The following is a 25,002-nucleotide window of genomic DNA, read 5'->3' as shown; positions in this document are numbered from 1 at the left end:
GCCCGCGCTCCGCTCCGGTCGAAGCTCGGGCACCCGGAGCACGCGCGGGCGTCCGGGGCGAACCCATTGTGTCAGCCGCGGCGGCGACTTCTCTCGGCCGATGGCACGGGAGGTGCCGGCTCCGCGGCCCGGAGTTACCGGTGAGGGGCTTCTTTCCCCTGACCGGTGCCCCGAACCGGAACGGGCGGACCACCCGCCGAGAGCGGCTCGCCCGCACCGCCAGGCGGGTGGTCGTCCAGCGGCGGCGTTGCCCGCTCCCCCTTGGCCCGCGCCGGACCGGCCAGCTGGCACGGCGTACGTACGTGCTGTGGCGGCGGGAGGCGGGCATCCGGGTGAGGGAGGCGATGCCGTCGCCGCCCGCGCGGCGGGCTCCGTCGACATCGTCGGGACGGGCAGGCCCCGCGGGACCGCGGGGCGGCGGCCGTCACGTGACCATGACCTCGCCCATGCCGTCGCCGGAGCGCCACTCCTCCAGGAGCGCGTGGAACGCGAGCGGGCCGCGGCCGTAGGAGTCGCCGCGCCGGCCGGGCATGCCCTCGTCGTTGTAGTACCCGGGTGTGCATTCGGCGAGGAACCGGTGGGTGTCCGGCGCGGTCTCCCTGATGGTGTCGCCCCACTTCCGCTCCGCGTCGGCCGAGGGCTCGACCCGGCGGACGCCGCGCCGGACGGCTTCGGCGACGACGCGCGCGATGTGGGACGCCTGCTCGTCGAGCGCGTGGACGAAGTTGACCGATACGGCGTTGTGCAGGGATCCGAGGTGGAAGAGGTTCGGGAAACCGTGGCTGTGGATGCCGTGCAGGGTGCGCGGCCCGTCCTGCCAGTGCTCGGCGAGTCGCCTGCCGGCCCGGCCGCGCACGGGGAAGCCGATGCGTTCCGCCGGTGGCGCGCCGATGTCGAAGCCGGTGGCGAAGATCAGGCAGTCGACCTCGTAGGCGCGGCCGGCGACGACGACGGCGTTGCCGGTGATCCGTTCCACGCCGAGGCCCTCGGTGTCCACGAGGGTCACGTTGTCGCGGTTGAAGGTCTGGAGGTAGGTGTCGCTGAAGGTGGGGCGCTTGCACATGTAGCGGTACCACGGTTTGAGCGCTTCCGCGGCGTGCGGGTCGTGGACCACGGCGTCGACGCGGGCACGGAGCTCGTTCATCTTGCGGAAGTCGGCGAGCTCGCCCGCGCGCCGGCGCTCCTCGGAATCCCGCGGGGAGGTGTCGTCCCCGGGCAGCAGGCTGCGCAGAAGGCGTGCGCTGGTGGTCCACCCGTCGTTCACCAGGTCCTCGGGGAGGTCCCCGGCTCCCGGCCGGCCAGCGACGTGGAGCAGGAAGTTGTCGCGCCGCCGCCGCTGCCACCCCGGGGTGAGGGAACGGGCCCAGCCCGGGTCGGTGCGCCGGTTCGCGCGGACGTCCACCGATGAGGGCGTGCGCTGGAAGACGAACAGGTGCCGCGCGTCGCGCCCGAGGTGCGGTACGCACTGGATGGCGGTGGCGCCGGTCCCGATGAGGCCGACTCTCTTGTCGCCGAGTCCGTCCAGGCCGCCGCCGGCGTGCCCGCCGGTGTAGGCGTAGTCCCAGCGGCTGGTGTGGAACGTGTGGCCCCGGTAGTCCTCGATGCCGGGGATGCCGGGCAGCTTGGGCCGGCTGAAGGGCCCGCCGGAGAGCACGACCCAGCGGGCGGTGACGCGGTCGCCGCGGTCGGTCGAGACGAGCCATTCTTCCGTGGTGTCGTCCCAGCGCAGGCCGGTCACCTCGGTCTGGAAGCAGGCGTGCCGGTAGAGCCCGAAGTGCTGCCCGATCGCGCGGGCGTGCTGCCTGATGTCCTCCCCCGGCGCGTATTTCCACGCGGGGATGGAGCCGACCTCTTCGAGCAGCGGGAGGTAGATGTAGGACTCGATGTCGCACTGGATGCCGGGGTAGCGGTTCCAGTACCACGTGCCGCCGAAGTCGCCGGCCCTGTCGATGACGCGGATGTCCCGCAGGCCGGCCTGCCGCAGCCGGGCGGCGGCCAGCAGGCCGCCGAAGCCGCCGCCGACGATCACGGCGTCCATACGGTCCTCAAGGGGTGTCCGGTCCGGGGTGCCCGTGGTGTAGGGGTCGTCGACGTAGTAGCCGAACGCGCCCGTGGTGCTCCGGTACTGACGCTTGCCGTCCGGGCGGATGCGCCGGTCGCGCTCGGCCCGGTAGCGCTCGCGGAGGGCGTCGGGGTCGAAGCCGAGCGGGCCGGGGGGCGGCGGGGCCACGGAGTCGTGGGGCGCGGGGCTCGCCGGCCGGTCCTGGTGCGGCACTGCGCGGTCCTCTCTGTGATGTCCTCCGCGCCGCCGGGCGTCGGGCGCCTGGCGGGGGCGGCTCGGCTGCCGGGTTCAGGCGGGGCGGTCGCCGGTGGCGGGCGTTCCCTGGGCGTCGTCGACGCGGATCGCGAGCGCGGGGCACAGGTCTTCGGCGTCGTGGAGGTCGCGGGCGCGGCCGGCGGGTGGGGCGGGGTCGAGGAGCACGGCGATGCCGTCCTCCTCCCGCTGGTCGAAGATGCCGGGCGCGGCGAGGACGCACTGCCCGGAGGCGACGCATTTGTCCTGGTCGAGGTACACGTTCATGTCGCTCCTACGGGGTCGGGGCGGTTCGCGTGGCGGCCGTCGCGCTGCCGGCCCGCCGCGGGTGGCCGGTTCACCAGGTGACGGGCAGTTCGTGGACGCCGTAGACGGACGCGTCGTGCTTGAAGGCGATGGCGTCGAGGTCGGTCGCCAGTCGCAGGGTGGGGACGCGGCGGTAGAGGGTGCCGTAGACGATCTGGAGTTCCAGTCGCGCGAGCGGCTGTCCGAGGCACTGGTGGACGCCGAAGCCGAAGGCCACGTGGTGGCGTGCGTCCCGGCGGATGTCGAGCCGGTCGGGGTCGTCGGGGAACGCGCGCGGATCGCGGTTGGCGATGTCGTTGGCCAGGATCAGCCCCTCGCCCGCGCGGATGCGGTACCCGGCGATCTCGATGTCCTCAAGCGCTGTGCGACGGCGGCCGTTGTGGGTGATGTGGAGGTAGCGCAGAAGCTCCTCGACGGCCCCGGCGATGACGCGGGGGTCGCGGGCCTCGCGCAGGCGGGCGAGCTGGTCCGGGTGCCTGAGCAGCGCCAGGGTGCCCAGCGCGATCATGTTGGCGGTGGTCTCGTGCCCGGCGATGAGCAGCAGGACGCCCATGCGGGCCGCTTCGGGGCGGGAGAGTTCGCCGCGGGTGACGCGTGCGGCGAGGCCGGAGAGCAGGTCGTCGGTGGGGCGGGCGAGTTTGTCGCCCAGCAGGTCGTCGAGGTAGCGGGTGAGGGCGGCGAGGGCGGCGGTCCGCTCGGGTTCGCTCACCTCGCGGTTGACGATCGTGCCGCTGTTGGCCTGGAAGAAGGCGTGGTCGTCGTAGGGGACGCCGAGCAGTTCGCAGATGACCAGGGACGGGACGGGCAGCGCGAATCGCTGGACCAGGTCGGCGGGGCGCGGGCCGGCGAGCATGGTGTCGATCTGGTCGTCCACGATCTTCTGCACGGCCGGGCGCAGCGTCTCGACGCGCCGGACGGCGAAGGGCGCGGTGACCATGCGCCGCAGCCGGGCGTGTTCGGGATCGTCCATGAGGATGAACCCCACGGAGTTCTTGCCGCTGCTGGGCGCTGAGGCGGGGTATCCGGGGCGGGAGATGTCCGCGCTGACGCGCGGGTCGGCGAGCAGGGCTCGTTGTTCGGCGTAGCGGGTGACGAGCCAGGGGGTGCTGCCGTCCCACAGGCGGACCCGGGTCAGGGGTGCCTGCCGCTGCTGTTCGCGCAGCGCGGGCGGCGGGTCGAACGGGCATTGGGCGGCGCGTGGCATCGGAAACCGGGGGATTTCCTGCTCGTGCCGCTCCAGCGGAGTCGGTGTCGCGGTCATGCGGTCCCTTTCCACTGTGCGGGCGTGTGACCCGCGGGTGGGCGAGGCGTGCTCGGGGCCGGGGATGTGGTTTCGGGGGCGGGGGTGGCCGGCCGACGTGACGAGTGAAGGCCCCACCCTGGATTAAGTCAAGCGCATGACTTAAAACGCGCCACCGATGCGGCACGCCCCGCGGGGCGCACTGCCAGACCGGTGCACCAGACCGGCAAAGGCGCGACTCGGAAGCCCGCGATCTGCGAGGATCACCCGGGGACGGGCCGGTGGCCCGCGCGAGAGGTGGGGCGGATGTACGGGATATCGCTGGGCGACGACGCGGCGTGGTTGCGGCCACTCGAACCCTGGCGCGCGGAAGAGTTCCTGGCGCACATCGACCGGGGGCGGGAGTTCATCGGCCGCTTCACCGGGCTGTCCGACGCCGTCGCGGACCTGGCGTCCAGCCGCGCCTTCCTCCTGTCGTACGCGGAGAAGGCCGCGGCGGACGCGGGCACGCTGCACGGCATCTGGCTGGACGGCACGCTGGTGGGCGGCGTCATGCTGCGGACGATGGACACCGCCCAGGGCACCGCGGAGGCGGGCTGCTGGCTGGAACCGGGCGCGGTCAGCAGAGGGCTGGTGACGCGGGCGGCGCGCGTGCTCATCGACTGGGCCGTTGAGGAACGGGGCATCCACCGCGTGGAGTGGCAGGTCGCGGCGGCGAACGAGCCGAGCATCGCCGTGGCGCGGCGGCTGGGGATGCGCAGGGACGGCGTACTGCGGGAAAGCTACCTGCGGCGGGGGAAGCGGCACGACATCGAGATCTGGTCGGTGCTCGCGCCGCAGTGGCGGGCGGGGCGGCGGGAGTCCTGAGCCGCCGGGGCACCCGGCCGCGTCCCGGGGCCCGAGGGCGCGGGCTCCGCCGGATCGGTCTCCGCCGGCGGGCGGCGATGGGCCGGCCGCCGACGCCGCCGAGGCGCTGTCATGCGGCGCTGCCGCTGCGCCGAGTAGCCCGTCCTCCCCTCGCGCAGTCCCGTTCCGCTGAAGTCGACGAGCGACGCGATCCGGGCCGGGGGCGTCCACGCGTACCGCGACGCCGAGTCCGCGTCGAAGGAATGGCCGACGACGGCCCCGCTCCCGCGCCCCCGTGCCGCCGCGGCTGCCCCGGATCGGTGGCCGGCCGATCCATGCGCTGATCATCCGATGCGCCGGACCGGCCGCACCCCCGCCGGTCGAAGCGGTGGGCGGCGGTGCCGCCGCCGAACAGGCGCGCGACGCCCTCCGGGCGGCCCCACGGGCCGGCCCGCCGTGGAGCGGAACGACCCCGGCCACGCGCGGTCCGGCCCCGCCGTACCGGGCGCGCGGCAGCCCGTCGGGGGCGCGCGTACGGGCGCGTCGGTCGTCCGGTCGCGGGCGCGCGCCGCGCGCTCCGCGCGGACGGAGGCGTTCCCGCGCCCTGGCGCCCCTCCCTGCGCCGTTCCGGCAGAGCATCCGTGGCCAGGGAGGCGGGGCATGCTTCGCGTGGCATGCCGGCGGGCGTCGGCGATCCCCTGAGGGCGAGGAAGCACAGCTATGGCACGGTCCAGTGAGTCGGCGGCCAGTGCGCTCGAAGCGCTGTACGACCGGGCGGCACTCCTGCCGCTCGAACACTTCGGCTCCAACCTGCACGTCGGCTACTGGGAGAACGCACAGGACGACGCCTCCTTCCTCGACGCCGCCGAGCGGCTGACCGACATGGTGATCGAGCGGCTGCGGGTCGGTCCCGGCCGGCACACGCTCGACATCGGCTGCGGCGTGGGCGGGCCGGCACTGCGAGTGGCGCGGGCCACGGGCAGCACGGTCGTCGGCGTCAACATCAGCAGGGCGCAGCTCGCGGTGGCGCACGCGCTGGCCGAACGCGAGAGCATGACGGACCGCCTGACCTTCACATACGCGGATGCCTCCGCCTTGCCGTTCGACGCGGATTCCTTCGACGCGGTGTGGGCGCTTGAGTCGGTCCCGCACATGGACCGGGCGCTCGCCCTGCGGGAGATGGCCCGCGTGGTGCGCCCCGGGGGACGCATCGTGATCACCGACATGTTCGAACGCGCGCCGGTCGCGGCGCACCGGCGCGCGCTGCTCGCGCGGTTCCGTGAGGCGTGGGCGGCGGGCCCGCTGGTGCCGATCGCGGACTACCCCGCGCTGCTGCGGGACGCCGGGCTGCGGCTCGTCGAACTGGCGGACCTCAGCGATCACGTGCTGAGCCGCTCGCTGCCCGCCCTCGATACGTCCCTCGGCCCGCTGCCGCGGCCGGGCGGGAGCGGGGCGGGGCCGGAGATCGGCGACCGGGCGAGTCTGGCCGACCTCGCCGAGGGCGGTGAACTCGGCTACCTCCTGCTGGTCGCCGAACCGATGCCCGCGCCGCGGCAGGCCCGGGGGGCGGGCCGGGCAGCCCCCGCGGACGGGACGCTGAGGTCCCCGACGGCGCCGGCCGGGGGCGAACGGCCTCCCGCCGGTACCGCCGTGCTCGGCACGGGACGTATCGGGGACGCCATCGCCCGCACCCTGGTGGCGGCCGGGTACCCGACCTCGGTGTGGAACCGCACCGCCCCGAGGACCGGGCCGTCGGTCGAGGCCGGGGCGCGGGTCGCGGGCTGCCCCGCCCGGGCGGCGGCCGTGGCCGAGCTGCTCGTGGTGTGCGTCAGCGACTACGAGGCCGTTCTTGAGGTCATCCACTCCGCGGGCGAGGAACTGGCCGGGCGCACGCTCCTGGTGGTGTCCACCCTCACGCCCGATCAGGCACGCGCGTCCGCGCAGACGGCGGCCGAGTACGGGGCGGAGTTCGCCTCGGTTCCGGTGATGGCGGGCTACGGGGCGATCGGGAAGCCGGAGACGCCCCTGCTGTTCGCCGGGCCGCGCGCGGTCTTCGACCGCCATGGCGCGGTGCTGCGCGCTCTGGGTGGCGCGCCCCGCTACGTCGGCGACGATCCGGGTCTCGCCTCGCTGTTCGAGGTCGCGGTGGTCAGTTTCCTTCTCGAACTGTGGCTCGGCTACCTGCACACCCTCAGCCTGGTGCGCCGGGAGAGCGGGACCCCCGAGGTGTTCGCCTCCGTGCTGCGGGACACGCTGGAGGGGCTGCTGCCGCTGCTCGCGGTGGTCGCGGGGCAGACCGCGGAAGACGACTACGCCCCGGAGACGTTCGGCCATGTCACCTACTTGGCGTCGATGACCGAGGCGATGATCGACGCGCGGCGGTCCCGTGGCGTCGACACCACCCGCCTGGAGCAGCTGGGAGTGCTACTCGACTGCCGGGTGGGGCAGGGGTTCGGCGATCAGGGGCTGGCCTCGCTGATGGAGCTCATCGACAGCGGCTTCCGCTGCGCCAGGACAGCGGAAGCGCCGCCCCGGCCCCCGGCCTGCGGTGCGCCTGCCGGACCGGGCGGGGCGGTGGGCGCGGCGCCCGGGCTCGGCTGACGAGGACCGAGAGGACCGAGAGGACCGACGAGGAACAACGACGAACAACGAGAGACAACGAGGACCGGGCCGGTCCGGATGCGGGGCATCCGGACCGGCCCGGTCCTGCGGTGCGCGGTGGCCCGGGGCGGGCGGGTCAGTACGCGCTGTCGACGTTGTCCATGGAGCCGTAGCGGTCGGCGGCGTAGTTGCACGCGGCGACGATGTTGGCGACCGGGTCGTAGATGTCCTTACTGGTCCCCTCGACGTGGTACTGCTCGAACGTCGGGTCGATGACCTGGAGCAGGCCCTTGGACGGGATGTTCTTCTCGGCGTTGGTGTCCCACAGGTTGATCGTGAGCGGGTCACCGCTGGACTCGCGCATCAGGTTGCTGTGGATGCCCTCGTAGGAGCCGGGGATGCCGTTCTCCTCCATGACCTCAAGGGCCTGGTCGATCCAGCGGTCGATGTCCTCGTCGGAGGCGGGCTTGGGCTTGGGCTGCTCGTGCTTGGGGATGGTCACCAGGGTGCCGTCGGCCTGGTACTCGGCGCCGCGGCCCTTGTCCTTGTCATCCTTGTTCTCGGAGGCGTCCCGGTCCTCGCCCTGCTCGGCGCGGTCGGCCTCCTTCTTCTCGCGGTCCTCACCGTTCTCGCGGCCGGGCTCCTCCCGGTCCGCGCGCTCGTCGCCGTCGGAGGCGGGAGCCTTGCCGATGACGCCGTTGGGGGCGTTCGGGGAGAACGTCGCCGGAGCGGCGGTCCGCTCCGCGGCCTCGGTGACGCCACCGGTGGGGGTGCTGTCCGCAGCCGCGCCGGGCGCGAAGGGGAGCGTCAGGGCTGCTGCGCCTGCGGTCACGATGCCGGCGAGGGCGACCGTGTGGGTCTTGGCGCGGCGGGTGCCGTTGGTGCTGGCGGTCATGAGACGTACCTCGTTCCGTGCGGGAGCGGGGGGAGGGTGTGTGCCGCGAAGCGCGACGCAGCCCAGTGTGGGAACTGCCGCGGAACCACCGCAAAGAGCTGACCTGCGAAGACGCTTCGTAGTACCGATGCCGGTCGAGCCGCGTCCCCGGGGTCCGCGGGCGTGGGCACGGGGCGTTCGGACGAAGATCTCCTATTCCCCTTCGTATGTGACGCGGGCCTCGTGCCGGGGCTCACAGCGGGGCCGCTCCGGGCTCACGGTACGGATCGGTGTGCCCGACGCAGCGCGAGATTCCGCGCGTTGAGGGCGGGCGGTAAGTCCCGCCGCGGGGCGGGACTTTCGGCCCGCCCGGCGCGGCCGAAGGGCGGCAGGTGGCGAGCCGGTCGACCTCCCGGGGTCACAGCCGGAAGGCGAAGGGTGAGCGAGTCGGCCCCCGTTCGGCCGGCCCCGCGCCGTACGGCGGCCCTGCGCTCTTCGTGCGCGTCCCGCCGCGAGGCGGGCAGGGGGGACACGCACGAGCACCCGGATGGGCGGGACTCCGCGGGGCGGGGCAGGGCAGGTGCCACCGCATGAAAGCCATCATGATCAATTGCACGCTCAAGCCGTCGCCGCAGCCGTCGAACACCGAGGCGCTGGCCGGCCTGGTCATCGGGGAACTGGAGCGTCGCGGGGTCGAGGTGAGCACCGTTCGGGCCGTCGACCTGAACCTGAAGCCGGGGGTGGAGACGGACCTCGGCGACGGCGACGACTGGCCGGGGGTGCACGCACGACTGCTGGCCTCGGAGATCCTGGTCATGGCCACCCCGACCTGGCTCGGGCACCCCTCCTCCGTGGCCCAGCGGGTGCTGGAGCGCATGGACGCCATGCTGGCCGAGACGGACTCCGAAGGGCGCCCTGTGGCCTTCAACCGGGTCGCGGGCACGGTCGTCACCGGCAACGAGGACGGCGCGCACCACGTGATCAGCGAGATCGCGGGCGCGCTGGGCGACATCGGCTACACGGTGCCGGGGCAGGCCTGGACGTACTGGCATCTGGGTCCTGGGCCCGGCCCCGACTTCCTGGACGACGACCGCGGCCACGACTGGTCGGCCAAGGCGGCCCGCACCATGGCGGCCGGCCTCGTCGGCGTCGCCGAGGCCCTGGCGGCCCGCCCGCTGGCGCCGCCACCGGGCTGACGCCCGCGGACGGCTGGGGCGGCGAATACCGTATGCGGCCTGGCGTGACGGGTGGGGAGCCGATACCTTCCGGGCAAGGCGCGTCGGCCTCGTGGCCGCCAGAACCGCCCGAACTCGCTTGTCCAGCCGGTGGTTCCGGGATCGCGGCGCGCCTTCGCACGCCAGGAATTCCCCCCATCCCTGGAGCCGACATGTCAAGAAGACGCTGGGCGTCGCCCGCCCTGCTCGCCCTGACCCTGACGCTGGTCGCCCCGCTCACGGCATTCGCGTCCCCGCCCGCGCCGGCCCCGCCCGCCGCCGCGTCCGCCGTCGAAACCCCGCCCGCCCCCGCCGGGCCGGGCGGGGGCGGCGCCGAACCCGCTGCGGCGGACAGCACGGTACCGCTTGAGGAGATCACCGCGAGCGCCACGCAGGTCGCGTTCGGACTCAGGCGTCCCACAGCCCTCGTCGCGCCGGACGACGGAACGGGCCGGCTGTTCATCGTGGAGAAGCGCGGAACGGTCCGCGTCTACCACCCGGACACCGGCCTCGAAGCCACCCCGATGATCGACATCACGTCCTCGGTCGACGAAACGGGCAACGAACGCGGCCTGCTGGGCATCGCGCTCGCCCCCGACTTCAACGACAGCCAGCAGCTCTACCTGGCGTACACGGCGCTGCCCGACGGGGCGGTGACCCTCGCCCGGTACAGCCTCGCGGACGGCACGCTCCAGCCGCTGCTCGCCCAGGAGCACGCCGAGTACAACAACCACAACGGCGGGCAGCTGACGTTCGGCCCCGACGGCTACCTGTACTGGGCGATCGGGGACGGCGGGGGCTCGGGCGACCCGTTCGACACCGGGCAGCGACTCGACACGCTGCTGGGCAAGATCCTGCGCATCGACGTCAGCCGGAGCTGCGGCGAGCTCGACTACTGCGTGCCGCGGGACAATCCGTTCGTGGGGGTGGAGAACGCCCGCGAGGAGATATTCATCTGGGGCGTGCGCAATCCGTGGCGCTTCTCCTTCGACCCGCAGGACGGCTCGTTGTGGATCGGCGACGTCGGCCAGGGCAGGTGGGAGGAGATCGACCACCTCCCGGCGGGGCCGCAGGCGGGGGCCAACCTCGGCTGGTCGTGCTACGAGGGCTTCGAGGTGTTCGACGAGGCGCAGTGCGCCCCGGACGCGGAGTACACGGACCCGGTGTTCACCTACTCGCCGCAGACCGGCGGGTGCGCCGTCATCGGCGGGCGGGTGTACCGCGGCGAGGAGTTCGCGGAGCTGGTGGGCGGCACGTACATCGCCACCGACTACTGCTCGTCCACGGTGTGGGCGCTGCGCGAGGACGGCGCGGGCGGCTACCTCCAGGCGGAGATCGGTGAAATGCCGACCCAGGTCACGGCGTTCGGCACGACGCCTGAGGGCGAGTTCTACGTCGTCAACGACCTGCCCGGCGGGCTTCACCGGGTGTCGTTCGAGCGGACCGAGCCGACCTGCCGGATCGAGCACAGCACGCGCGCCTGGGGCAACGGCATGACCGTCGACCTGACGATTACCAACACCGGGGCCGAGCCGGTGAACGGCTGGTCGCTCACCTTCCCGCTGCCCGCGGGGCAGAGGGTGGTGTCGGACTGGAACACCGACCTGACGCAGGCCGGTGACATGGTGACCGCCCGGAACGCGTCGCACAACGGCGCCATCGCGCCGGGAGCGAGCGTGCGTCTCGGCTACCTGGTCGAGCACGCCGGTGACACGGCGCTGCCGGGCCGGTTCAGCCTCAACGGGGCGACCTGCGCCGTCGCCCGCTGACCGCGGGAGCCGGCAGCGCACGGGCTTCCCCCACCGGTGCGGCGGGGGAAGCCTGCCGGGCGTGGCCCTCAGATCTCGTAGGGGGTGGCGGACCTGGCGGCGCGCAGCGCCTCCGCCCACCAGGTGAGCTGGTCGAAGAACTTCTTCGCCGCCGCCTCGGAACCGGGCAGCGGCTCGCCGCCGTCGAAGGCCCCCCAGGCGTTGTGGAAGGAGAGCATCTCCCTGATCGTCACGGCGTGCAGTTCGGCGAAGATCTGCCGCAGGTGCTCGGCGGCCCGCAGGCCCCCGGCCATACCGCCGTAGGAGACAAGACCCACGGGCTTGGCCGCCCACTCCGTCGGGTGCCAGTCGATCACGTTCTTCAGCGACGCCGGGTAGGAGTGGTTGTACTCGGGCGTGACCACGACGATGGCCTCGGCGCCGGCCAGCCGCGGGCTGAGGCCGTCCTTCACGCGTTGGAGGTCCTCCTCCAGCGGCTGACCGGCGCCCGCCACCGCCAGGGGCAGCGGGTGGTCGGCCAGGTCCACCAGGTCGATGTCCCACTTCCCGTGCACGGCCGCCCGGTCGGCGACCCAGCGGGCGACCTTCTCCCCCATGCGCCCCTCGCGCACGCTGCCGATCAGCACGGCGAGCCTCAGCCGCTCGTTGTCCACGCCACCCACGCCGGTTTCCCTTCTCGCAACGTGGCCGCCCCGGCGGGGCGGCCGTCAGCCGACGCGCGGCCGGAGGGCGCGGCACGCAGGCCCTCACTCGCGCCGAGCGGCGCGGTCGTGGGCGCGAGGCGTCCGCCGGCAGGCGGTCGGTCCTATGTCATCCGCAGGTGTCGATGAAGATACCGCGAGCGGCGGGCCGGCGGGCCCGGCCACGTGGACGCGGCTCAGTGCCGGCGCCCGCGCAGGCGTGCGAGCAGGCCGCGGGCCTGGGCCCGGCGCCTGGGGTCGGCCGCCGCCCGGCGAACGGAGGTGATGGCCCTGCGGCCCTGCGGGGTGCGGCTGAAGTGCATGATGCGCTGTATCAGTCGCGGCATGGTGTCTCCCGGGTCGTGCGGTGGCGCGGTGGTCCTTGTGCCGTGTCGCTTACCCGGTCCCGTCGCCGCGAAGCCTGTCGGAGCCCGCGGGCGGGGGCGTTCACGGAGCGCCCGGGGCGGCGGGCCGTCGGAGTCAGTGACGCGCGCGCGGGCGCGTGCCGTTGCCCCACGCGCGGGGCGGTGCTACAACCTCCGCGTCGGGCGGGTGCCCGGCTGCGGGAGAAGGGACGGACGGCGTGGCCGACCTGGTCATCCGCGGCGCGACCGTCGTCGACGGCACGGGACGGCCAGGACGTGTCGCCGATGTCGCGGTCACCGGTGGCGTCATCGAGGCCGTCGGAGGTCCGCCGCCGACCGGCCGGCGCGTCATCGACGCCACCGGGTCGTGCTCAGCCCGGGTTTCGTGGACATGCACGCCCACTCCGACCTCAGTCTGCTGACCGACCCGGTGCACGCGGCGAAGACCGCGCAGGGCGTGACGTGCGAGGTGCTGGGGCAGGACGGCCTCTCGTACGCGCCGGTGGACGACGTCACCCTGCCGCAGGTCCGGCAGGCCGTCGCCGGCTGGAACGGGGATCCGCCCGGCCTGGACTGGAACTGGCGGGACGTCGCCGGCTACCTGGACCGGCTCGACGCGGGGACCGCGGTCAACGCCTGCTATCTGGTTCCCCAGGGGACGGTCAGGATGCTGGCCATGGGCTGGGCGGACCGGCCGCCGACGCGGGCGGAACTGGACCGGCAGCGCGCGCTCGTGGCCACCGGGATGAGCGAGGGCGCCGTCGGCATGTCCAGCGGCCTGACCTACGCGCCCGGCATGTACGCGGGCACCGGGGAACTCGTGGAACTGTGCCGTGTGGTCGCCGGGTTCGGCGGCCTGTACGTGCCGCACCACCGCTCGTACGGTGCCGGGGCCATCGCCGCCTACGCGGAGATGACCGAGGTGGCCCGCCGGTCCGGCTGCCGTCTGCACCTGGCCCACGCCACGTTGAACTTTCCCGTCAACGCCGGCCGCGCCCCCGAGCTGATCGCGCTGCTCGACGCGGCGGCCGACGCGGGCGTCGACCTGTCCCTCGACAGCTACCCGTACCTGCCGGGCGCCACGGCGCTCGCCGCGCTGCTGCCGGGGTGGGCGGCCGACGGCGGCCCGGCGCGGACCTTGCGGCGGCTGCGGGACCCGGCCGCGCGGGAGCGCATCCGCGACGCCCTGGAGGTGCGGGGGTCCGACGGCAGCCACGGGGTCCCGGTCGCGTGGGACACGGTCCAGGTCTCGGGGGCGCGGGACCCCGCCGCCGTGGGAAGGACCGTCGCCGAACTGGCGGCGGCGTCCGGGCGTTCGCCGTTCGAGGTCTTCTGCGCGCGGCTCGTGGAGGACGAACTGTCGACGACGATCCTGCACTTCGTCGGCAACGAGGAGAACGTGCGGGCGATCATGCGGCACCGGGCGCACACCGGCGGCAGCGACGGGCTGCTGGGCCAGGACAGGCCGCACCCGCGGGCGCGGGGGACGTTCCCCCGCTACCTCGGACGCTACGTGCGCGAACTCGGCGTGCTCGACCTTGAGGAGTGCGTCGCCCACCTGACGGGCCGCCCCGCCCGCCGGCTCCGGCTGGCCCGCCGCGGGTTCGTCGGCCCCGGGTTCCACGCCGACCTGGTGCTGTTCGATCCGCGGACGGTGCGGGACACCGCGACGTTCGACGAGCCGTTCGGCCGGCCGGAGGGAATCCCGCACGTGCTCGTCGGCGGTGTCCCGGTCGTGCGGGACGGCAGGCACACCGGCGCGCTGCCCGGCCGCGCCCTGCGGCGCGGGCCGGACGGCGCCGTCCGCTGACCGCTGGACCGACGGGCGCGGGGGCCGCGCGTTTCCGGCCGTCTCGCGCCGCGTCCGCTGTGAGGCGGGGCACGTGACGCCGGTCACCTACGAGGCCGGCTAGTGGACGGTGGCCCGTGCCTGGGCGTGCCACGCGGCGGGTGGCGGCCGGGGGCGTGCCCGCGGACTACGGGTCCCGGGCGTAGGTCAGGGCGTTGTCCGGCCGTGATGAGCCCGCTAAGAATGCGATCGTCCGCATCCGCGGCATTCCCCCTACTTCCACGAGGTGCGTCCCACATGTCCTCCAGCAGCACCCTTGGCCCTCGCCCGGGCAGGACCCGCAGGGTCTCGGTCGCCGGCGTCGCCGCCGCCGGCGCTGCCGCCGCGGCCGTCTCGCTCGTCCCCGGGGTGGCAGCCGCCGCTCCGGCGAAGGAAGCCGTGGCCCCCTCCCCCGTCGCGACGGGCACCGCGTCCCCCGTCGCCTTCAGCACGCAGGCCGAGGGCGCGCAGGTCGGCACGCTCCGTGACGGAATCGGCGGTCAGCAGACGACCCTGCTGCCCGCGCCCGCGCAGGCACCGGCGGACCGCGCGGTCGCGGTCGCGCCGAGCGAGGCCCCCGAGAGTGACTCCGCGTCCTCCGAGCCCGGCCAGGAGAGCGCCGAGCCGCAGGAGCCGGAGTACCCGGACAACCTCGACGGCTGGATACGCGAAGCTCTCGCGATCATGGACGAGCACGACATCCCCGGCTCCTACGAGGGCATCCACCGCAACATCCTGCGGGAGTCGAGCGGTGACCCGAACGCCATCAACACGTGGGACATCAACGCTCGCAACGGCGTTCCCTCCAAGGGCCTCCTCCAGGTGATCCAGCCGACGTTCGACGCCTACCACGTCGAGGGCACCCCGTACGACCTGTACGACCCGGTGGCCAACATCGTGGCCGCCTGCAACTACGCCGCCGACCGCTACGGTTCGATGGACAACGTCTGGGGTCCGTACTGACCGACCGCGCCGCGGGGAACGGGGTACGGGCCTGCCCGTACCCCGTTCCTCCCGTGCGGGGCACCGGCGTTACGGTGACCTCCATGACGCCCTCTCCCGTTACGCCCGACGCCCTTCCCTCCGCGCGGGCCCTGCTCGACCTCCTGTACGGCCTGAGCGGCCGAGCCCTGCTGGCCGGCCAGCACAACCAGCCCGTGCACGGCTCGGCGTGGACGGAGCGGATCACACGCGTCACCGGCGTGGTGCCCGCGCTGTGGGGGCAGGAGATCGGTTTCTCCGCGCCCGGCACCCTGGACGGCGTCGACCGGCGCGAGGCGAACGCCGCCGAGGCCGTCGCCTGGCACCGCCGGGGCGCGGTGATCACCTACACCTGGCACGCGGTGTGCCCGCCCGACGAGGAGCCGGTGGAGTTCCGCGGCGGCATCATCCGGGACCTGGCGCCCGCCGACTTCGACGCCGTGCTCGACCCGGGTTCCGGCCTGCATGCCCGCTGGTGCGCGCAGGTCGACGCCGCGGCGGCCGTGCTCGGCCGCCTCCAGGACGCCGGGGTGCCGGTGCTGTGGCGGCCGTACCACGAGATGAACGGCGGCTGGTTCTGGTGGGGCGGGGACCCGGGGCGCCTGACCCTGCTGTGGCGGCAGTTGTTCGACCGGCTCGTCCACCACCACGGGTTGCGGAACCTGGTCTGGGTGTGGAGCCCGAACGCGGCCTACGACAGCGCCCAGCCGTTCGCGCCCTACTTCCCCGGGACCGATGTCGTCGACGCGCTCGCCATGGACACCTACGGCGGGCACTACGAGCCGGAGCACTACCACGGCCTGCTCGACCTGGCGCAGGGCCGGCCGATCGGCCTGGGCGAGGTGGGCGCGCTGCCGTCGGACGACGTGCTGGCCGAACAGCCGCGGTGGTCGTGGTTCATGGGCTGGCCCGACGTGCTCACCGACCAGAACGACGAGGCCGGCATCCGCAGCCGGTACCGGCATCCGCGTGTGCTGGGCCTCGACGGACTGGCCAGGTTCCGGGGCGCGGCGGCGGACACGCCGTAGCGGCGGCCGGGGTGTGGACCGGCCCGGGGGCCGGACGTAACATGGCCCGCTCTGCCGCCTGACGCGCTTGGGGGCGTGGATGCGAGGGCTCGACTCCGGCAATCTCACGGGTGTGTGGGCGACGGTGCTCCTCCCGCTCGCCGCGGACGACACGATCGACTTCCGCCGCCTGGAGGCGGCCCTGGGCGCGGTGCTCGGCTCCGGAGTGCACGGCGTCTACACCAACGGCACGGCCGGGGAGTTCCACACGCTCGACGAGTACGAGTACGACCGGTTGCATGCCCTGGTGGCGGGGCGGTGCACGGCGGCCGGTGTGCCGTTCCAGCTGGGCGCCGGACACCCCAGCGGCCAGGTCTCGCTGGGGCGGATCAGGCGCGCCGCCACGCTGCGGCCCGGCGCGGTCCAGGTGGTGCTGCCCGACTGGCTGCCGCTGTCGCACGGGGAGGCCGTCGACGCGTTGCGGCGCATGGCCGAGGCGGCCGAGGGGGTGCCGCTCGTGCTCTACAACCCGCCGTACGCCAAGACCCGGGTGGACGCGCGGATGCTCGCTCTCGTCGCGGATGAGGTGCCGCAGGTGATCGGCCTCAAGCTGCCGGACGCGCGGCCCGCGCGGGGGCTCACCGAGCGGTTCGCCGTGTTCGTCGCGGGTCACACGCTGGCGTCGGCGCGCCGGGAGGGGGCGGCCGGCTCGTACTCCAACGTGGCGTGCCTGAGCCCGGCCGGAGCGGTGCGCTGGTACCGGCTGATGGGCTCGGACCCGGCGGCGGCCCTGGACCTGGAGGCGCGGCTGCGGGCGTTCCTCGACCGGCACATCGCCCCGCTGGCCCGGGCGGGCTTCTGCGATCCCGCGCTGGACAAGACCCTGTGCGCGATCGGCGGCTGGGCGCGCGTGGGTACGCGCGTGCGCTGGCCGCACCGGTCGGTGCCGGAGACGGCCGTGGCCGGGCTGCGTACGGCCGCCCTGCGGGCCGTTCCCGAACTGCTGGCGGACCCCGCGGGCCGGGGCTGAGGCGGCGGGCGGCTCGTTTCCCCGCGGCGGACGCGGGACGTGGCCCGCCGTCCACTGAACGCACTCGCCGCGGCAGCCGATTGCCGCGCCCGGGGAAGCCGCCGCGCCGGCAGCCGCGCGTTCTCGCGGTGCGGATGCGCGCACGGGGCGCAGGGCCGGAGCGGTTTTCCGTCATCGAGCGGGTGCGCCGGGCGGCCTGTTCCGCCTGCCGCCCGCGGTGCCTCCGGGGCCGGCGAGCCGCCTCGGGCCGGGAGGGGCGCGAGCGGGGCGGGCCGGGGCCGCCGGGCCGCCGTTTCCTCCCCGGCGGGGCGGGCGGCCGGCGGCCGTATCCGCGAGCGGGCGCCGCCACCAGCCTGGACATGGACATGACCCAGCAGTACCGTCAGCCTTGGTCTAGACCGCAGCGGAGTGCGCTTACCCCCCACGACCTCCGGGAGCGATGCATGGGCAGAAAATTGTCGACCGCCGTGATCGGCGCGGGCCTGGCGATGGTCTCGGTGCTCAGCACCAGCGGGACCGCCCAGGCCCACGGGTACACCACGGCCCCCACGAGCCGCCAGTCGTTCTGCGCCCAGGGACAGGTCAGCAACTGCGGGGCCATCCAATGGGAGCCGCAGAGCGTCGAGGGCCCCAAGGGCTTCCCCGAGGCGGGCCCGCCGGACGGGCGGATCTGCTCGGGCGGGAACCAGCGGTTCGCCGAGCTCGACGACCCGCGCGGCGGCTCGTGGCCCGCGACCGGCGTGACGGCCGGCCAGGGCTACACCTTCCGCTGGACCTTCACGGTCCCGCACCGCACGTCCGAGTTCGAGTACTACATCACCAGGAACGGCTACAACCCGAGCCAGCCGATCACGCGGGCGGCCCTGGAGTCGCAGCCGTTCATGACGGTTCCCATGGGCGGGCGCCAGCCCGCCACGACGGAGAACCACCAGGGCAGCATGCCCACGGGCAAGTCCGGACGGCACGTCATCGTGGCGGTGTGGAACGTCGCCGACACCGGCAACGCCTTCTACTCCTGTTCGGACGTGCGGTTCTGAACGGGAGCCGGCCCCGCGGCTGAGTGCGGGTGCGCGAGGAGGCCATCACCCACTCCTCGCGCACCCGCGGTCGGTGCGCTCCGCCGATCAGCGGAGCCAGGGGTTGCCGCGGACGATCGCCGTCCGCTCCCACAGCCGGCCCAGGCCCCAGACCCGTCCGGCGGAGGCGAACGCCAGCACGACCATGACGGCCGCGTACACGACGTGGTGGTCGACGAGCGGGTTGCTCGACCCGCTCGGGGTCCCGTCCGAGAGGTGACGGGCCGGCGGGAACTCGCCCAGCCACAGGAACAGCATCATCACCGAGCCGGCCACCGCGGTCACCCGCAGCCCGATTCCGGCGACGAGGGCGATCCCGAGGCCGAGCATGCCGGCCATGTACATCCAGTCCACCCACACCTGCCCGGCCCAGTCGTTGTACGTGGAGCGCATGGGGCCGCCGGAGACGCTGCCCAGGTACCCGGCGGCCGGCGAGCCGCCGTTGATCCAGCTGCTCTCCGACGCGGTCGGGTAACCGAGTCCGAAGGACTTGTCCAGGAAGGTCCAGAGGAAGACCGCGCCGATCGCGATCCTGAGCACGGCCAGGGCCTTGGCCCCACCGGTCGGCGCGGATACGGGCACCGACGCGGGCCGCCGGTGCGCGGCACCGGGTACCGGGTCCGCGAGCGAGGAATGCGGTGTGGTCATGAGGCCTCCTCTCTGGCAGTGGTGAACCGTCGCGCGAGGCCGGGCAGTGGTCCTCCGGCGCTCTCGGGGGGAAGGTCGATCATGGTGGGGGGTGACATCGGCAGGCCCTTCGTCCGTCTCGGCAATCGAGCCGTTGATAGGAGAACCGCCGCCGGGTGGTGACTGCGTCGACACCCCGGATGGGTGCTCGGCAGTCGAGGTTGGGAGCGCTCCCACCCGGCGGCGGCGTATGAGTCCGGCAAGGTCGGGACGACCCGCCGGAGTACCCGATCGCATGCGGCTCCCCGGCACGGCAGCACCCGGAACCGTCGCCCCTGCCCCGGACGGCGTCACGACCCGTCGACACGGCCGTCCGGGGCAGGGCCCGCCCTCGTCCCTGTCCGTCCCCGACAGGGGAGGGACGGGCGGCTCCCGCGTCCCGCCGGACACCCCCTCCCGCAGGGGGCCCGGAGCGGCTGACACCAAGGCAGGAAGCGGGGGCTGCGATCAGGCGCCGGCGCGCGGCTCAGGCGATGCCGCGCGCCGGCACTTCACAGCCCCGGCCCCCGGCTGCGCCGGTTGAAGGAGCTGAGGCTGTTGACCTCGTGTATCCACTCAAGGAGCAGCGGGCGGCGATCGACCGCGGTCCGCTCCTCGGGCCGCGGCGGAGATGCCGCGGACTCGTGTACGTCGGGCTCACGCCGGCTCGCATCACCGGGTGGCCCGCCACCGCGCCAGGTGACCTGGCGGGCGGCGGAAATGCCTTGGGGGGGTGGCATGTCTGCGGCCCTTCTCGATCCTGTGCATGGGTACGAGAGCCACCGCCGAGCGTCGGAGCTTCCGCACGGCCAATGGGAGCGCTCCCACTCAGCGGTAATGTCCCTCATAGTGGGAGCGCGTCAGGCTCACGTCAACACCCGGCGCATTCCTTTTTCAAACAGAAAAGGGCCCGGCGGGGCCGTCAGGGGCCGCGCGGCGACAGGGAAGTGAACGAGTCGGCGCCCTAACGGCCCTGCCCGCCCCGGCCGACGCCGCACCCGGCTTCGTTGCTTGAAACCGCCGGCCGACCCGCCCGGGGCCGGTTCTGCCGGAGCGGTCGTCGTGTTGCGCCGCCGGGAAACGCGGAACCCGGCCCCGGGAGGACCACCGGGCCCGCCCGCCCCCCGGAAACCCGGGCCGCGCCGCGGTCGTTCGTGCGGTTCGAGCGGCCGGTGCGCGAGTTCTGCGTGCCTTCCTCCCCCCGGCGTCCGCATGGAGAGGACCGTCCGCAACATCGGTCCCCGCGCGAACGGCGTGCTCCGCGCCGGGACATCCGCGCGCGGGCAGCAGGCCGCCGGGCGCGGCACGCCCCCGGCGGAGCCGGCGGCTCGGGGGCGGGGCCTGGTCGAAGGGCCGCAGGACAGGCGGCCGGGAGTCGTCCACGGGCACACCGGGGAGGGGCCGGTGCACTTCGCGCATGCACAGGACCGCCCGGAGGCCGGAGGCACGGGGGAACGGCTGTGTCCCGCCGTCCGCACGGGCGCCGGGGGACCGCGCCGCGCGGCGGAACCGGCGGCAAGGACTTGCTGCCGGTTGCGCAGGTTTGTGCGGCGACTTCCGGACAGCCCCGGGAGCTGAGAAGAGTCCGGATTGTTCATACAATCAGTGCGTCAGGGACACGCAGGCAGGGGTGGCGAAATCCGCTCAGGCCCGGGGAAAACCCGTTGATTTTCGGCTCGGGTCGCCGTGACCCTTTCCAGGTTGCCCAACACCCCGCTCCACTCCGACTCTGGGATGTCATGCGCATTCGTGATCTTCCGCACCCCGACCCCGGCGACCCCGACACCCGTTCGGGACCGAGGTTCCTCGTCTGGCTGTTCCGGCGCCAGCTGGGCGGGCAGCTCAAGGCCATGAGCTGGGGTGTTCTGCACCTGGGGTCGATCGCCCTGCTGCCGGTCGGCATGGGGCTCGCCGTGGAAGCCGTGGTCGACGAATCCGGCGCCGCACTGGCCACGACCGGCCTGCTGCTGCTCGGCATCACCCTCACGATGGCGTTCGCCGACACGATGCTGCACCGCTCAGCGGTGACCAACTGGATCACCGCCGCCGCACGCGTACAGCAGTTGCTTGCCCGTCGCACGGCGGAACTCGGCGGCATCCTGACCCGCCGGGTCGCCGCCGGTGAGGTGGTCAAGGTCTCGACCGGGGACGTGGAGAAAATCGGCTGGTTCGTCGAGGCGTTCTCGCGCTTCGCCGCCGCCGTGGTCGTGACCCTCGCCGTGTGCACCGGGCTGATCGTGTACCAGCCGCAGCTGGGGCTGATCGTGCTCGCCGGCATCGCGGGCGTCGTCCTCACCGTGTGGCCGCTGCTGCCGGCCGCGACGCGCCGTGCCGATCGCGAACGCGCCGCGTCGGGGCGGGCCGCGGAACTGGCCTCGGACACGGTCGCCGGTCTGCGGGTGCTGCGCGGGATCGGCGGCGAGCAACTGTTCCTCGACCGCTACCGCCGCGCCTCCCAGGAGGTCCGCTCCGCGTCCGTGCGCAGCGCCAGGATGTGGTCGCTGATCGACGCCCTGCAAGTGGTCATGCCGGGTCTTCTGATGATCGCGGTGGTGTGGCAGGGCACCCGGCTCGCGCTGGACGGCCACCTGGCCGCCGGTGAGCTGGTCACGGTCTACGGCGCGGTCAGTTTCCTCCTCTTTCCGCTGCGGCTGTTCCAGGAGGCCGCGATGGCCTTCACGTTCTCGCGGCCGTCCGCACGGCGTGCCGTGCGGGTCCTGGGGTTGACGCGCGACGCCGGCACCGGGTCGGCGGCGGCTCTCGACCAGCCGCTGACCGGGGAGCTGCGCGACCCGTCGACGGGCCTGGTGGTCCCGGCCGGCGCGTTCACGGCCGTGGTCTGCGGCGATCCCGATGTCGCGGAACGGCTGGCCGAACGGCTCGGCGGCCACGCGGTGCGGGAGCGGGGCGAGCCGTCGGTCAGGCTCGGCGGCGTGCCGTTGGACGAGGTCCCGCTGGCCGCGGCGCGGACGGCCGTGCTGGTCCAGGACAAGGACCCCGTGCTGCTGTCGGGGACGCTCCGGGAATTGCTGTCGGTGCCGTCCTCCGGGCGGGTGTCGGCGAGCGAGGCGCTGCGGACCGCGCAGTGCCATGACGTGCTCGCCGCGCTGACCCGCGCGTCCGCCGACGGCAGTGGTGACCCGATGCGGACGCGCATCACCGAACGGGGCCGCTCGCTGTCCGGCGGCCAGCGCCAGCGTCTCGCGCTGGCCCGATCGCTGCTGACCGACCCCGAGGTACTCGTCCTCGACGAGCCGACCTCCGCCGTCGACTCGCACACGGAGGCGAGGATCGCCGAGAACCTGCGCACGCTGCGGTCGGGACGGACCACAGTCGTGTTCACGTCGAGCCCCCTGCTGCTCGACCGGGCCGACGTGGTGGCCTTCGTCCATGAGGGCTCGGTGACCGCTCACGGCGCGCACCGCGACCTGCTGCACAGCACTCCCCAGTACCGCGCGGTCGTGACGCGCGAACCGGAATCCGTGGAACTCGCCGAGGAGACCGCATGATCGGCGTCGAACCGCCGCAGTACGACCCGGCCTCCACCGAACACGCGACGACCCTGCCGGTGGCGGGGCGTCCCACGGTGCGCGCCTACATGAAGGACATGGTCCGCCGGCACCGGCGCGGGTTCCTGGTGCTCGTGGGGGCCAACTCGATCGCCGTGGTCGCGTCCATGGTCGGCCCGTACCTGCTGGGCGGGGTGGTCCAGGACCTGGCGGACGGCGCGCGGGAACTGCACCTGGAGCGCACGGTCGCCCTGTTCGCCCTGGCGCTGGTGTTGCAGGCCTTCTTCGTGCGCCTGGTGCGGCTGCGGGGGGCCGTGCTCGGTGAGCGCATGCTCGCCGACCTGCGGGAGGACTTCCTGGTGCGGTCGGTGGGGCTGCCGCCCGGCGTGCTGGAACGTGCCGGGACCGGGGACCTGCTGGCCCGTGTCAACACGGACGTGGACCGCCTCTCCAAGGCGATGCGCGAGGCCGTTCCGCAGATATCCATCGCGGTGGTGTGGACGGTACTGCTGCTCGCGGGGATCGTGGTGGTGGCGCCGCCGTTGATCCTCGCGGTGGTGCTCGCGGTGCCGATTCTGCTCGTCGTGTGCGTGTGGTACTTCCGGCGGGCCCCGGCGGGATACCGCTCGGAGTCGGCGGGGTACGCGGCGGTGGCCGGAGCGCTGGCCGAGACGGTCGACGCGGGGCGCACCATCGAGGCGCACCGGCTGGAGCGTGCGCGCGTCGAGCTGTCGGACCGGCGGGTCAAGGAATGGACCGCGTGGGAGAACTACACGCTCTGGCTGCGGACGCTCCTGCTGCCGACGATCAACCTGTACCACGCGTTGACCCTGAGCGGGGTGCTGCTGATCGGCGGCGCCTTCGTGCTGGAGGGCTGGATGAGCGTGGGGCAGCTGACGACGGGTGCGCTGCTGGGCCAGCTGCTGGTCGAGCCGGTGGGCATGATCCTCCGCTGGCTCGATGAACTCCAGGTCGCCCAGGTGTCGTTGGCGCGCCTGGTGGGCGTGCGGGAGATCGAGGACGAGGGAGGCGACGCGTCGGTGCAGCCGGAGGGGCGTGACCTGGCGGCCGACCGGGTCCGCTTCGGGTACCTGGAGGGCTCCGACGTGCTGCATGAGGTGTCCCTCGGCGTGCCGCCCGGCACCCGGCTGGCGCTGGTGGGGCCGTCGGGCGCCGGGAAGTCGACGCTCGGACGGCTGCTGGCGGGGATCTACGCGCCGCGGACCGGGCGGGTGACGCTCGGTGGTGCCCAGTTGTCCGGGATGACGGCCGAACGGGTGCGGGAGCAGGTGGCGCTGGTCAATCAGGAGCACCACGTGTTCGTGGGCCCTCTGCGGGACAACCTGCTGCTGGCGAGGACCGACGCGACCGATGCCGAACTGTGGGCCTCGCTGGCGGCTGTCGATGCCCACGGCTGGGTGGAAGCCCTGCCCGAGGGGCTGGACACGGAGGTCGGTTCCGGCGCCCTGGAGGTATCGCCGGCCCAGGCGCAGCAGGTCGCGCTGGCGCGGCTGGTGCTGGCCGACCCGCATACGCTGGTGCTGGACGAGGCGACGTCGCTGCTCGACCCCCGGGCGGCGCGCCATCTGGAGCGCTCGCTGTCGCGGGTCCTTGAGGGGCGCACGGTCATCGCCATCGCGCACCGGCTGCACACGGCCCATGACGCGGACGTGATCGCGGTCGTGGAGGACGGTCGGATCACGGAGCTGGGCAGCCACGACGAACTGGTGGCGGCAGGCGGTGCCTACGCCGCGCTGTGGCGGTCCTGGCACGGGTGATCCGGGGTTCCTTCCCCGTGCGGCCCCCGGGCCGCACGGGGAAGGGCTCAGGCCGCCAGGACGACGGCGCCGACTCCGCTCGCGGCTCCGATCACCATGAACGCCGGCATCAGGATCTTGTTCTCCACCCACGCGCCGGCCCGGAACCGCATGAAGCGGGGGGTTCCGACGGGGTACCAGTACTTGCCGGCTATCGGCACGGGCCACAGCATGGGGCAGCCCGAGATGGTCAGGGCGTCGCCGAGGGTGTGCACGATGGAGCCCAGGACGATGGGCAGGCCGAGCCACAGGTAGTGCTGTTCGTCGACGAGCCAGTCCGAGCCGTTCCCCGGCTGGTCCAGGATGCCGGTGAGCAGCCAGGCGCTCATGGCGCCGAGCAGCCACACCAGGACGTCGCTTGAGACCCGGGCCATGCGCCACAGCAGGCCCTCCACGGCGAGGACCATGTGGATGAAGAGGATGGCGAGGACGGCCGGGCGGCCCCAGGTGACGGCGGCGAAGGAGAACCCCGCGCCGATCAGGACCGCCCATATCCAGGTGTGGGTGAGGGTGCGGTGGCCGCCGGACCGACGGCGCTCGCTCTTGCCCCGGGTGGCGTTGTAGACCCGTTCGGCGAGCTTGCCGATGAGGATTGCCACAAGCTTCGAGAGCGGGCCGAAGGCCCGTGAGATGGTGGCGGACTTCTGGTCGAGATCGGGGGCGAGTGCGGCACCCGCGCATATCAGCGTTCCCGCGACGAGGACCGGCCAGGGCATCGGGTGACCGGCCCATGCGGCGGCTGCGCCCACCCCCAGCCAGGCCATCGCTCCTGACAGTGAGTGCGCCGGTCCCATCATTGGCTGCGCCCCGCCCCTTCCGTGGTCCTGGTACTGCCCCCTCGGCGGCACAGCGTAGCCTTTGACGATCTTCGGCCATCGG

Annotated in this window: 18 protein-coding genes and 1 pseudogene; 11 read left to right on the top strand and 8 right to left on the bottom strand. The window is 73.7% G+C overall.

What is annotated here, in order from left to right; translation table 11 throughout:
• Window positions 1–424 precede the first annotated feature (424 nt).
• The 3 genes from LC193_RS28615 to LC193_RS28605 form a co-directional block, all read right to left on the bottom strand.
• Window positions 425–2,275 carry a flavin-containing monooxygenase gene (locus tag LC193_RS28615; RefSeq protein WP_404819502.1) on the bottom strand — a complete coding sequence of 617 codons (1,851 nt, stop codon included), beginning with the start codon at window positions 2,273–2,275 and terminating at the stop codon, window positions 425–427.
• A 75-nt stretch (window positions 2,276–2,350) separates the two neighbouring features.
• A complete protein-coding gene (locus LC193_RS28610) occupies window positions 2,351–2,581 on the bottom strand; it encodes a ferredoxin (protein ID WP_226078298.1) in 231 nt (76 codons plus the stop codon).
• A 70-nt stretch (window positions 2,582–2,651) separates the two neighbouring features.
• Entirely contained in the window at window positions 2,652–3,881 is a 1,230-nt protein-coding gene (locus tag LC193_RS28605; RefSeq protein ID WP_226078296.1) for a cytochrome P450, read from the bottom strand.
• Between the two features lie 285 nt (window positions 3,882–4,166).
• On the opposite strand from LC193_RS28605, the gene LC193_RS28600 reads away from it, so the two are divergent.
• Together LC193_RS28600 and LC193_RS28595 are read left to right on the top strand one after the other, a co-directional pair.
• Window positions 4,167–4,727, top strand: a complete 561-nt coding sequence (locus LC193_RS28600) for a GNAT family N-acetyltransferase (protein WP_226078294.1) — start codon at window positions 4,167–4,169, stop codon at window positions 4,725–4,727.
• 699 nt (window positions 4,728–5,426) lie between these two features.
• Complete coding sequence (locus tag LC193_RS28595) at window positions 5,427–7,307, top strand: methyltransferase domain-containing protein (RefSeq protein WP_226078292.1); 1,881 nt, start codon at window positions 5,427–5,429, stop codon at window positions 7,305–7,307.
• Window positions 7,308–7,443: 136 nt separating this feature from the next.
• Here the strand turns inward: LC193_RS28595 and LC193_RS28590 are convergent, their stop codons facing one another.
• Window positions 7,444–8,202: a transglycosylase SLT domain-containing protein gene (locus tag LC193_RS28590; RefSeq protein ID WP_226078290.1), complete on the bottom strand. Its 759-nt coding sequence runs from the start codon at window positions 8,200–8,202 to the stop codon at window positions 7,444–7,446.
• A 569-nt stretch (window positions 8,203–8,771) separates the two neighbouring features.
• On the opposite strand from LC193_RS28590, the gene LC193_RS28585 reads away from it, so the two are divergent.
• Both LC193_RS28585 and LC193_RS28580 read left to right on the top strand, forming a co-directional pair.
• Entirely contained in the window at window positions 8,772–9,377 is a 606-nt protein-coding gene (locus LC193_RS28585) for a flavodoxin family protein (RefSeq protein WP_226078288.1), read from the top strand.
• A 191-nt stretch (window positions 9,378–9,568) separates the two neighbouring features.
• Window positions 9,569–11,164, top strand: coding sequence for a PQQ-dependent sugar dehydrogenase (locus tag LC193_RS28580; RefSeq protein ID WP_226078286.1), 1,596 nt, complete (start codon window positions 9,569–9,571; stop codon window positions 11,162–11,164).
• A gap of 68 nt (window positions 11,165–11,232) precedes the next feature.
• Here the strand turns inward: LC193_RS28580 and LC193_RS28575 are convergent, their stop codons facing one another.
• On the bottom strand, window positions 11,233–11,826 hold the full coding sequence (locus tag LC193_RS28575; RefSeq protein WP_264086286.1) for an NADPH-dependent FMN reductase: 594 nt from the start codon (window positions 11,824–11,826) through the stop codon (window positions 11,233–11,235).
• Between the two features lie 215 nt (window positions 11,827–12,041).
• Entirely contained in the window at window positions 12,042–12,191 is a 150-nt protein-coding gene (locus tag LC193_RS28570) for a hypothetical protein (protein ID WP_226078284.1), read from the bottom strand.
• Window positions 12,192–12,427: 236 nt separating this feature from the next.
• Between LC193_RS28570 and LC193_RS28565 the strand changes: the two are divergent.
• From LC193_RS28565 to LC193_RS28545, 5 genes and pseudogenes are all read left to right on the top strand, one after another.
• Window positions 12,428–14,019, top strand: a pseudogene (locus tag LC193_RS28565) (N-acyl-D-amino-acid deacylase family protein).
• A 276-nt stretch (window positions 14,020–14,295) separates the two neighbouring features.
• Complete coding sequence (locus LC193_RS28560) at window positions 14,296–15,000, top strand: transglycosylase SLT domain-containing protein (protein WP_226078282.1); 705 nt, start codon at window positions 14,296–14,298, stop codon at window positions 14,998–15,000.
• A gap of 83 nt (window positions 15,001–15,083) precedes the next feature.
• Complete coding sequence (locus LC193_RS28555; RefSeq protein ID WP_226078280.1) at window positions 15,084–16,046, top strand: glycosyl hydrolase; 963 nt, start codon at window positions 15,084–15,086, stop codon at window positions 16,044–16,046.
• A 79-nt stretch (window positions 16,047–16,125) separates the two neighbouring features.
• A complete protein-coding gene (locus tag LC193_RS28550; protein WP_226078278.1) occupies window positions 16,126–17,055 on the top strand; it encodes a dihydrodipicolinate synthase family protein in 930 nt (309 codons plus the stop codon).
• Window positions 17,056–17,498: 443 nt separating this feature from the next.
• A complete protein-coding gene (locus tag LC193_RS28545) occupies window positions 17,499–18,092 on the top strand; it encodes a lytic polysaccharide monooxygenase auxiliary activity family 9 protein (protein WP_226078276.1) in 594 nt (197 codons plus the stop codon).
• A gap of 87 nt (window positions 18,093–18,179) precedes the next feature.
• Here the strand turns inward: LC193_RS28545 and LC193_RS28540 are convergent, their stop codons facing one another.
• Window positions 18,180–18,779: a DoxX family membrane protein gene (locus LC193_RS28540; protein WP_226078274.1), complete on the bottom strand. Its 600-nt coding sequence runs from the start codon at window positions 18,777–18,779 to the stop codon at window positions 18,180–18,182.
• Between the two features lie 1,757 nt (window positions 18,780–20,536).
• Here LC193_RS28540 and LC193_RS28535 point away from each other — a divergent pair.
• A complete protein-coding gene (locus LC193_RS28535; protein ID WP_226078273.1) occupies window positions 20,537–22,306 on the top strand; it encodes an ABC transporter transmembrane domain-containing protein in 1,770 nt (589 codons plus the stop codon).
• The gene (locus tag LC193_RS28530) at window positions 22,303–24,084 is read left to right on the top strand and encodes an ABC transporter ATP-binding protein (protein WP_226078271.1); all 1,782 of its coding nucleotides are present in this window, start codon (window positions 22,303–22,305) and stop codon (window positions 24,082–24,084) included. Before LC193_RS28535 ends, LC193_RS28530 begins: the two co-directional genes overlap by 4 nt.
• A gap of 47 nt (window positions 24,085–24,131) precedes the next feature.
• Here LC193_RS28530 and LC193_RS28525 read toward each other — a convergent pair whose 3' ends face one another.
• Entirely contained in the window at window positions 24,132–24,920 is a 789-nt protein-coding gene (locus LC193_RS28525; protein WP_226078269.1) for a metal-dependent hydrolase, read from the bottom strand.
• Window positions 24,921–25,002: the final 82 nt, after the last annotated feature.

Origin of the sequence: Streptomyces marincola (assembly GCF_020410765.1) — a bacterium.
Taxonomy (GTDB): domain Bacteria; phylum Actinomycetota; class Actinomycetes; order Streptomycetales; family Streptomycetaceae; genus Streptomyces; species Streptomyces marincola.
This window is presented reverse-complemented; position numbering and strand designations above follow the sequence as displayed.

What these genes read in the sequence shown, in the direction of transcription:
- LC193_RS28610 (WP_226078298.1), bottom strand. Translation starts at nt 2,581, where the DNA reads ATGAACGTGTACCTCGACCAGGACAAATGCGTCGCCTCCGGGCAGTGC.
- LC193_RS28605 (WP_226078296.1), bottom strand. Translation starts at nt 3,881, where the DNA reads ATGACCGCGACACCGACTCCGCTGGAGCGGCACGAGCAGGAAATCCCC.
- LC193_RS28600 (WP_226078294.1), top strand. Translation starts at nt 4,167, where the DNA reads ATGTACGGGATATCGCTGGGCGACGACGCGGCGTGGTTGCGGCCACTC.
- LC193_RS28595 (WP_226078292.1), top strand. Translation starts at nt 5,427, where the DNA reads ATGGCACGGTCCAGTGAGTCGGCGGCCAGTGCGCTCGAAGCGCTGTAC.
- LC193_RS28590 (WP_226078290.1), bottom strand. Translation starts at nt 8,202, where the DNA reads ATGACCGCCAGCACCAACGGCACCCGCCGCGCCAAGACCCACACGGTC.
- LC193_RS28585 (WP_226078288.1), top strand. Translation starts at nt 8,772, where the DNA reads ATGAAAGCCATCATGATCAATTGCACGCTCAAGCCGTCGCCGCAGCCG.
- LC193_RS28580 (WP_226078286.1), top strand. Translation starts at nt 9,569, where the DNA reads ATGTCAAGAAGACGCTGGGCGTCGCCCGCCCTGCTCGCCCTGACCCTG.
- LC193_RS28570 (WP_226078284.1), bottom strand. Translation starts at nt 12,191, where the DNA reads ATGCCGCGACTGATACAGCGCATCATGCACTTCAGCCGCACCCCGCAG.
- LC193_RS28560 (WP_226078282.1), top strand. Translation starts at nt 14,296, where the DNA reads ATGTCCTCCAGCAGCACCCTTGGCCCTCGCCCGGGCAGGACCCGCAGG.
- LC193_RS28555 (WP_226078280.1), top strand. Translation starts at nt 15,084, where the DNA reads ATGACGCCCTCTCCCGTTACGCCCGACGCCCTTCCCTCCGCGCGGGCC.
- LC193_RS28550 (WP_226078278.1), top strand. Translation starts at nt 16,126, where the DNA reads ATGCGAGGGCTCGACTCCGGCAATCTCACGGGTGTGTGGGCGACGGTG.
- LC193_RS28545 (WP_226078276.1), top strand. Translation starts at nt 17,499, where the DNA reads ATGGGCAGAAAATTGTCGACCGCCGTGATCGGCGCGGGCCTGGCGATG.
- LC193_RS28540 (WP_226078274.1), bottom strand. Translation starts at nt 18,779, where the DNA reads ATGACCACACCGCATTCCTCGCTCGCGGACCCGGTACCCGGTGCCGCG.
- LC193_RS28535 (WP_226078273.1), top strand. Translation starts at nt 20,537, where the DNA reads ATGCGCATTCGTGATCTTCCGCACCCCGACCCCGGCGACCCCGACACC.
- LC193_RS28530 (WP_226078271.1), top strand. Translation starts at nt 22,303, where the DNA reads ATGATCGGCGTCGAACCGCCGCAGTACGACCCGGCCTCCACCGAACAC.
- LC193_RS28525 (WP_226078269.1), bottom strand. Translation starts at nt 24,920, where the DNA reads ATGATGGGACCGGCGCACTCACTGTCAGGAGCGATGGCCTGGCTGGGG.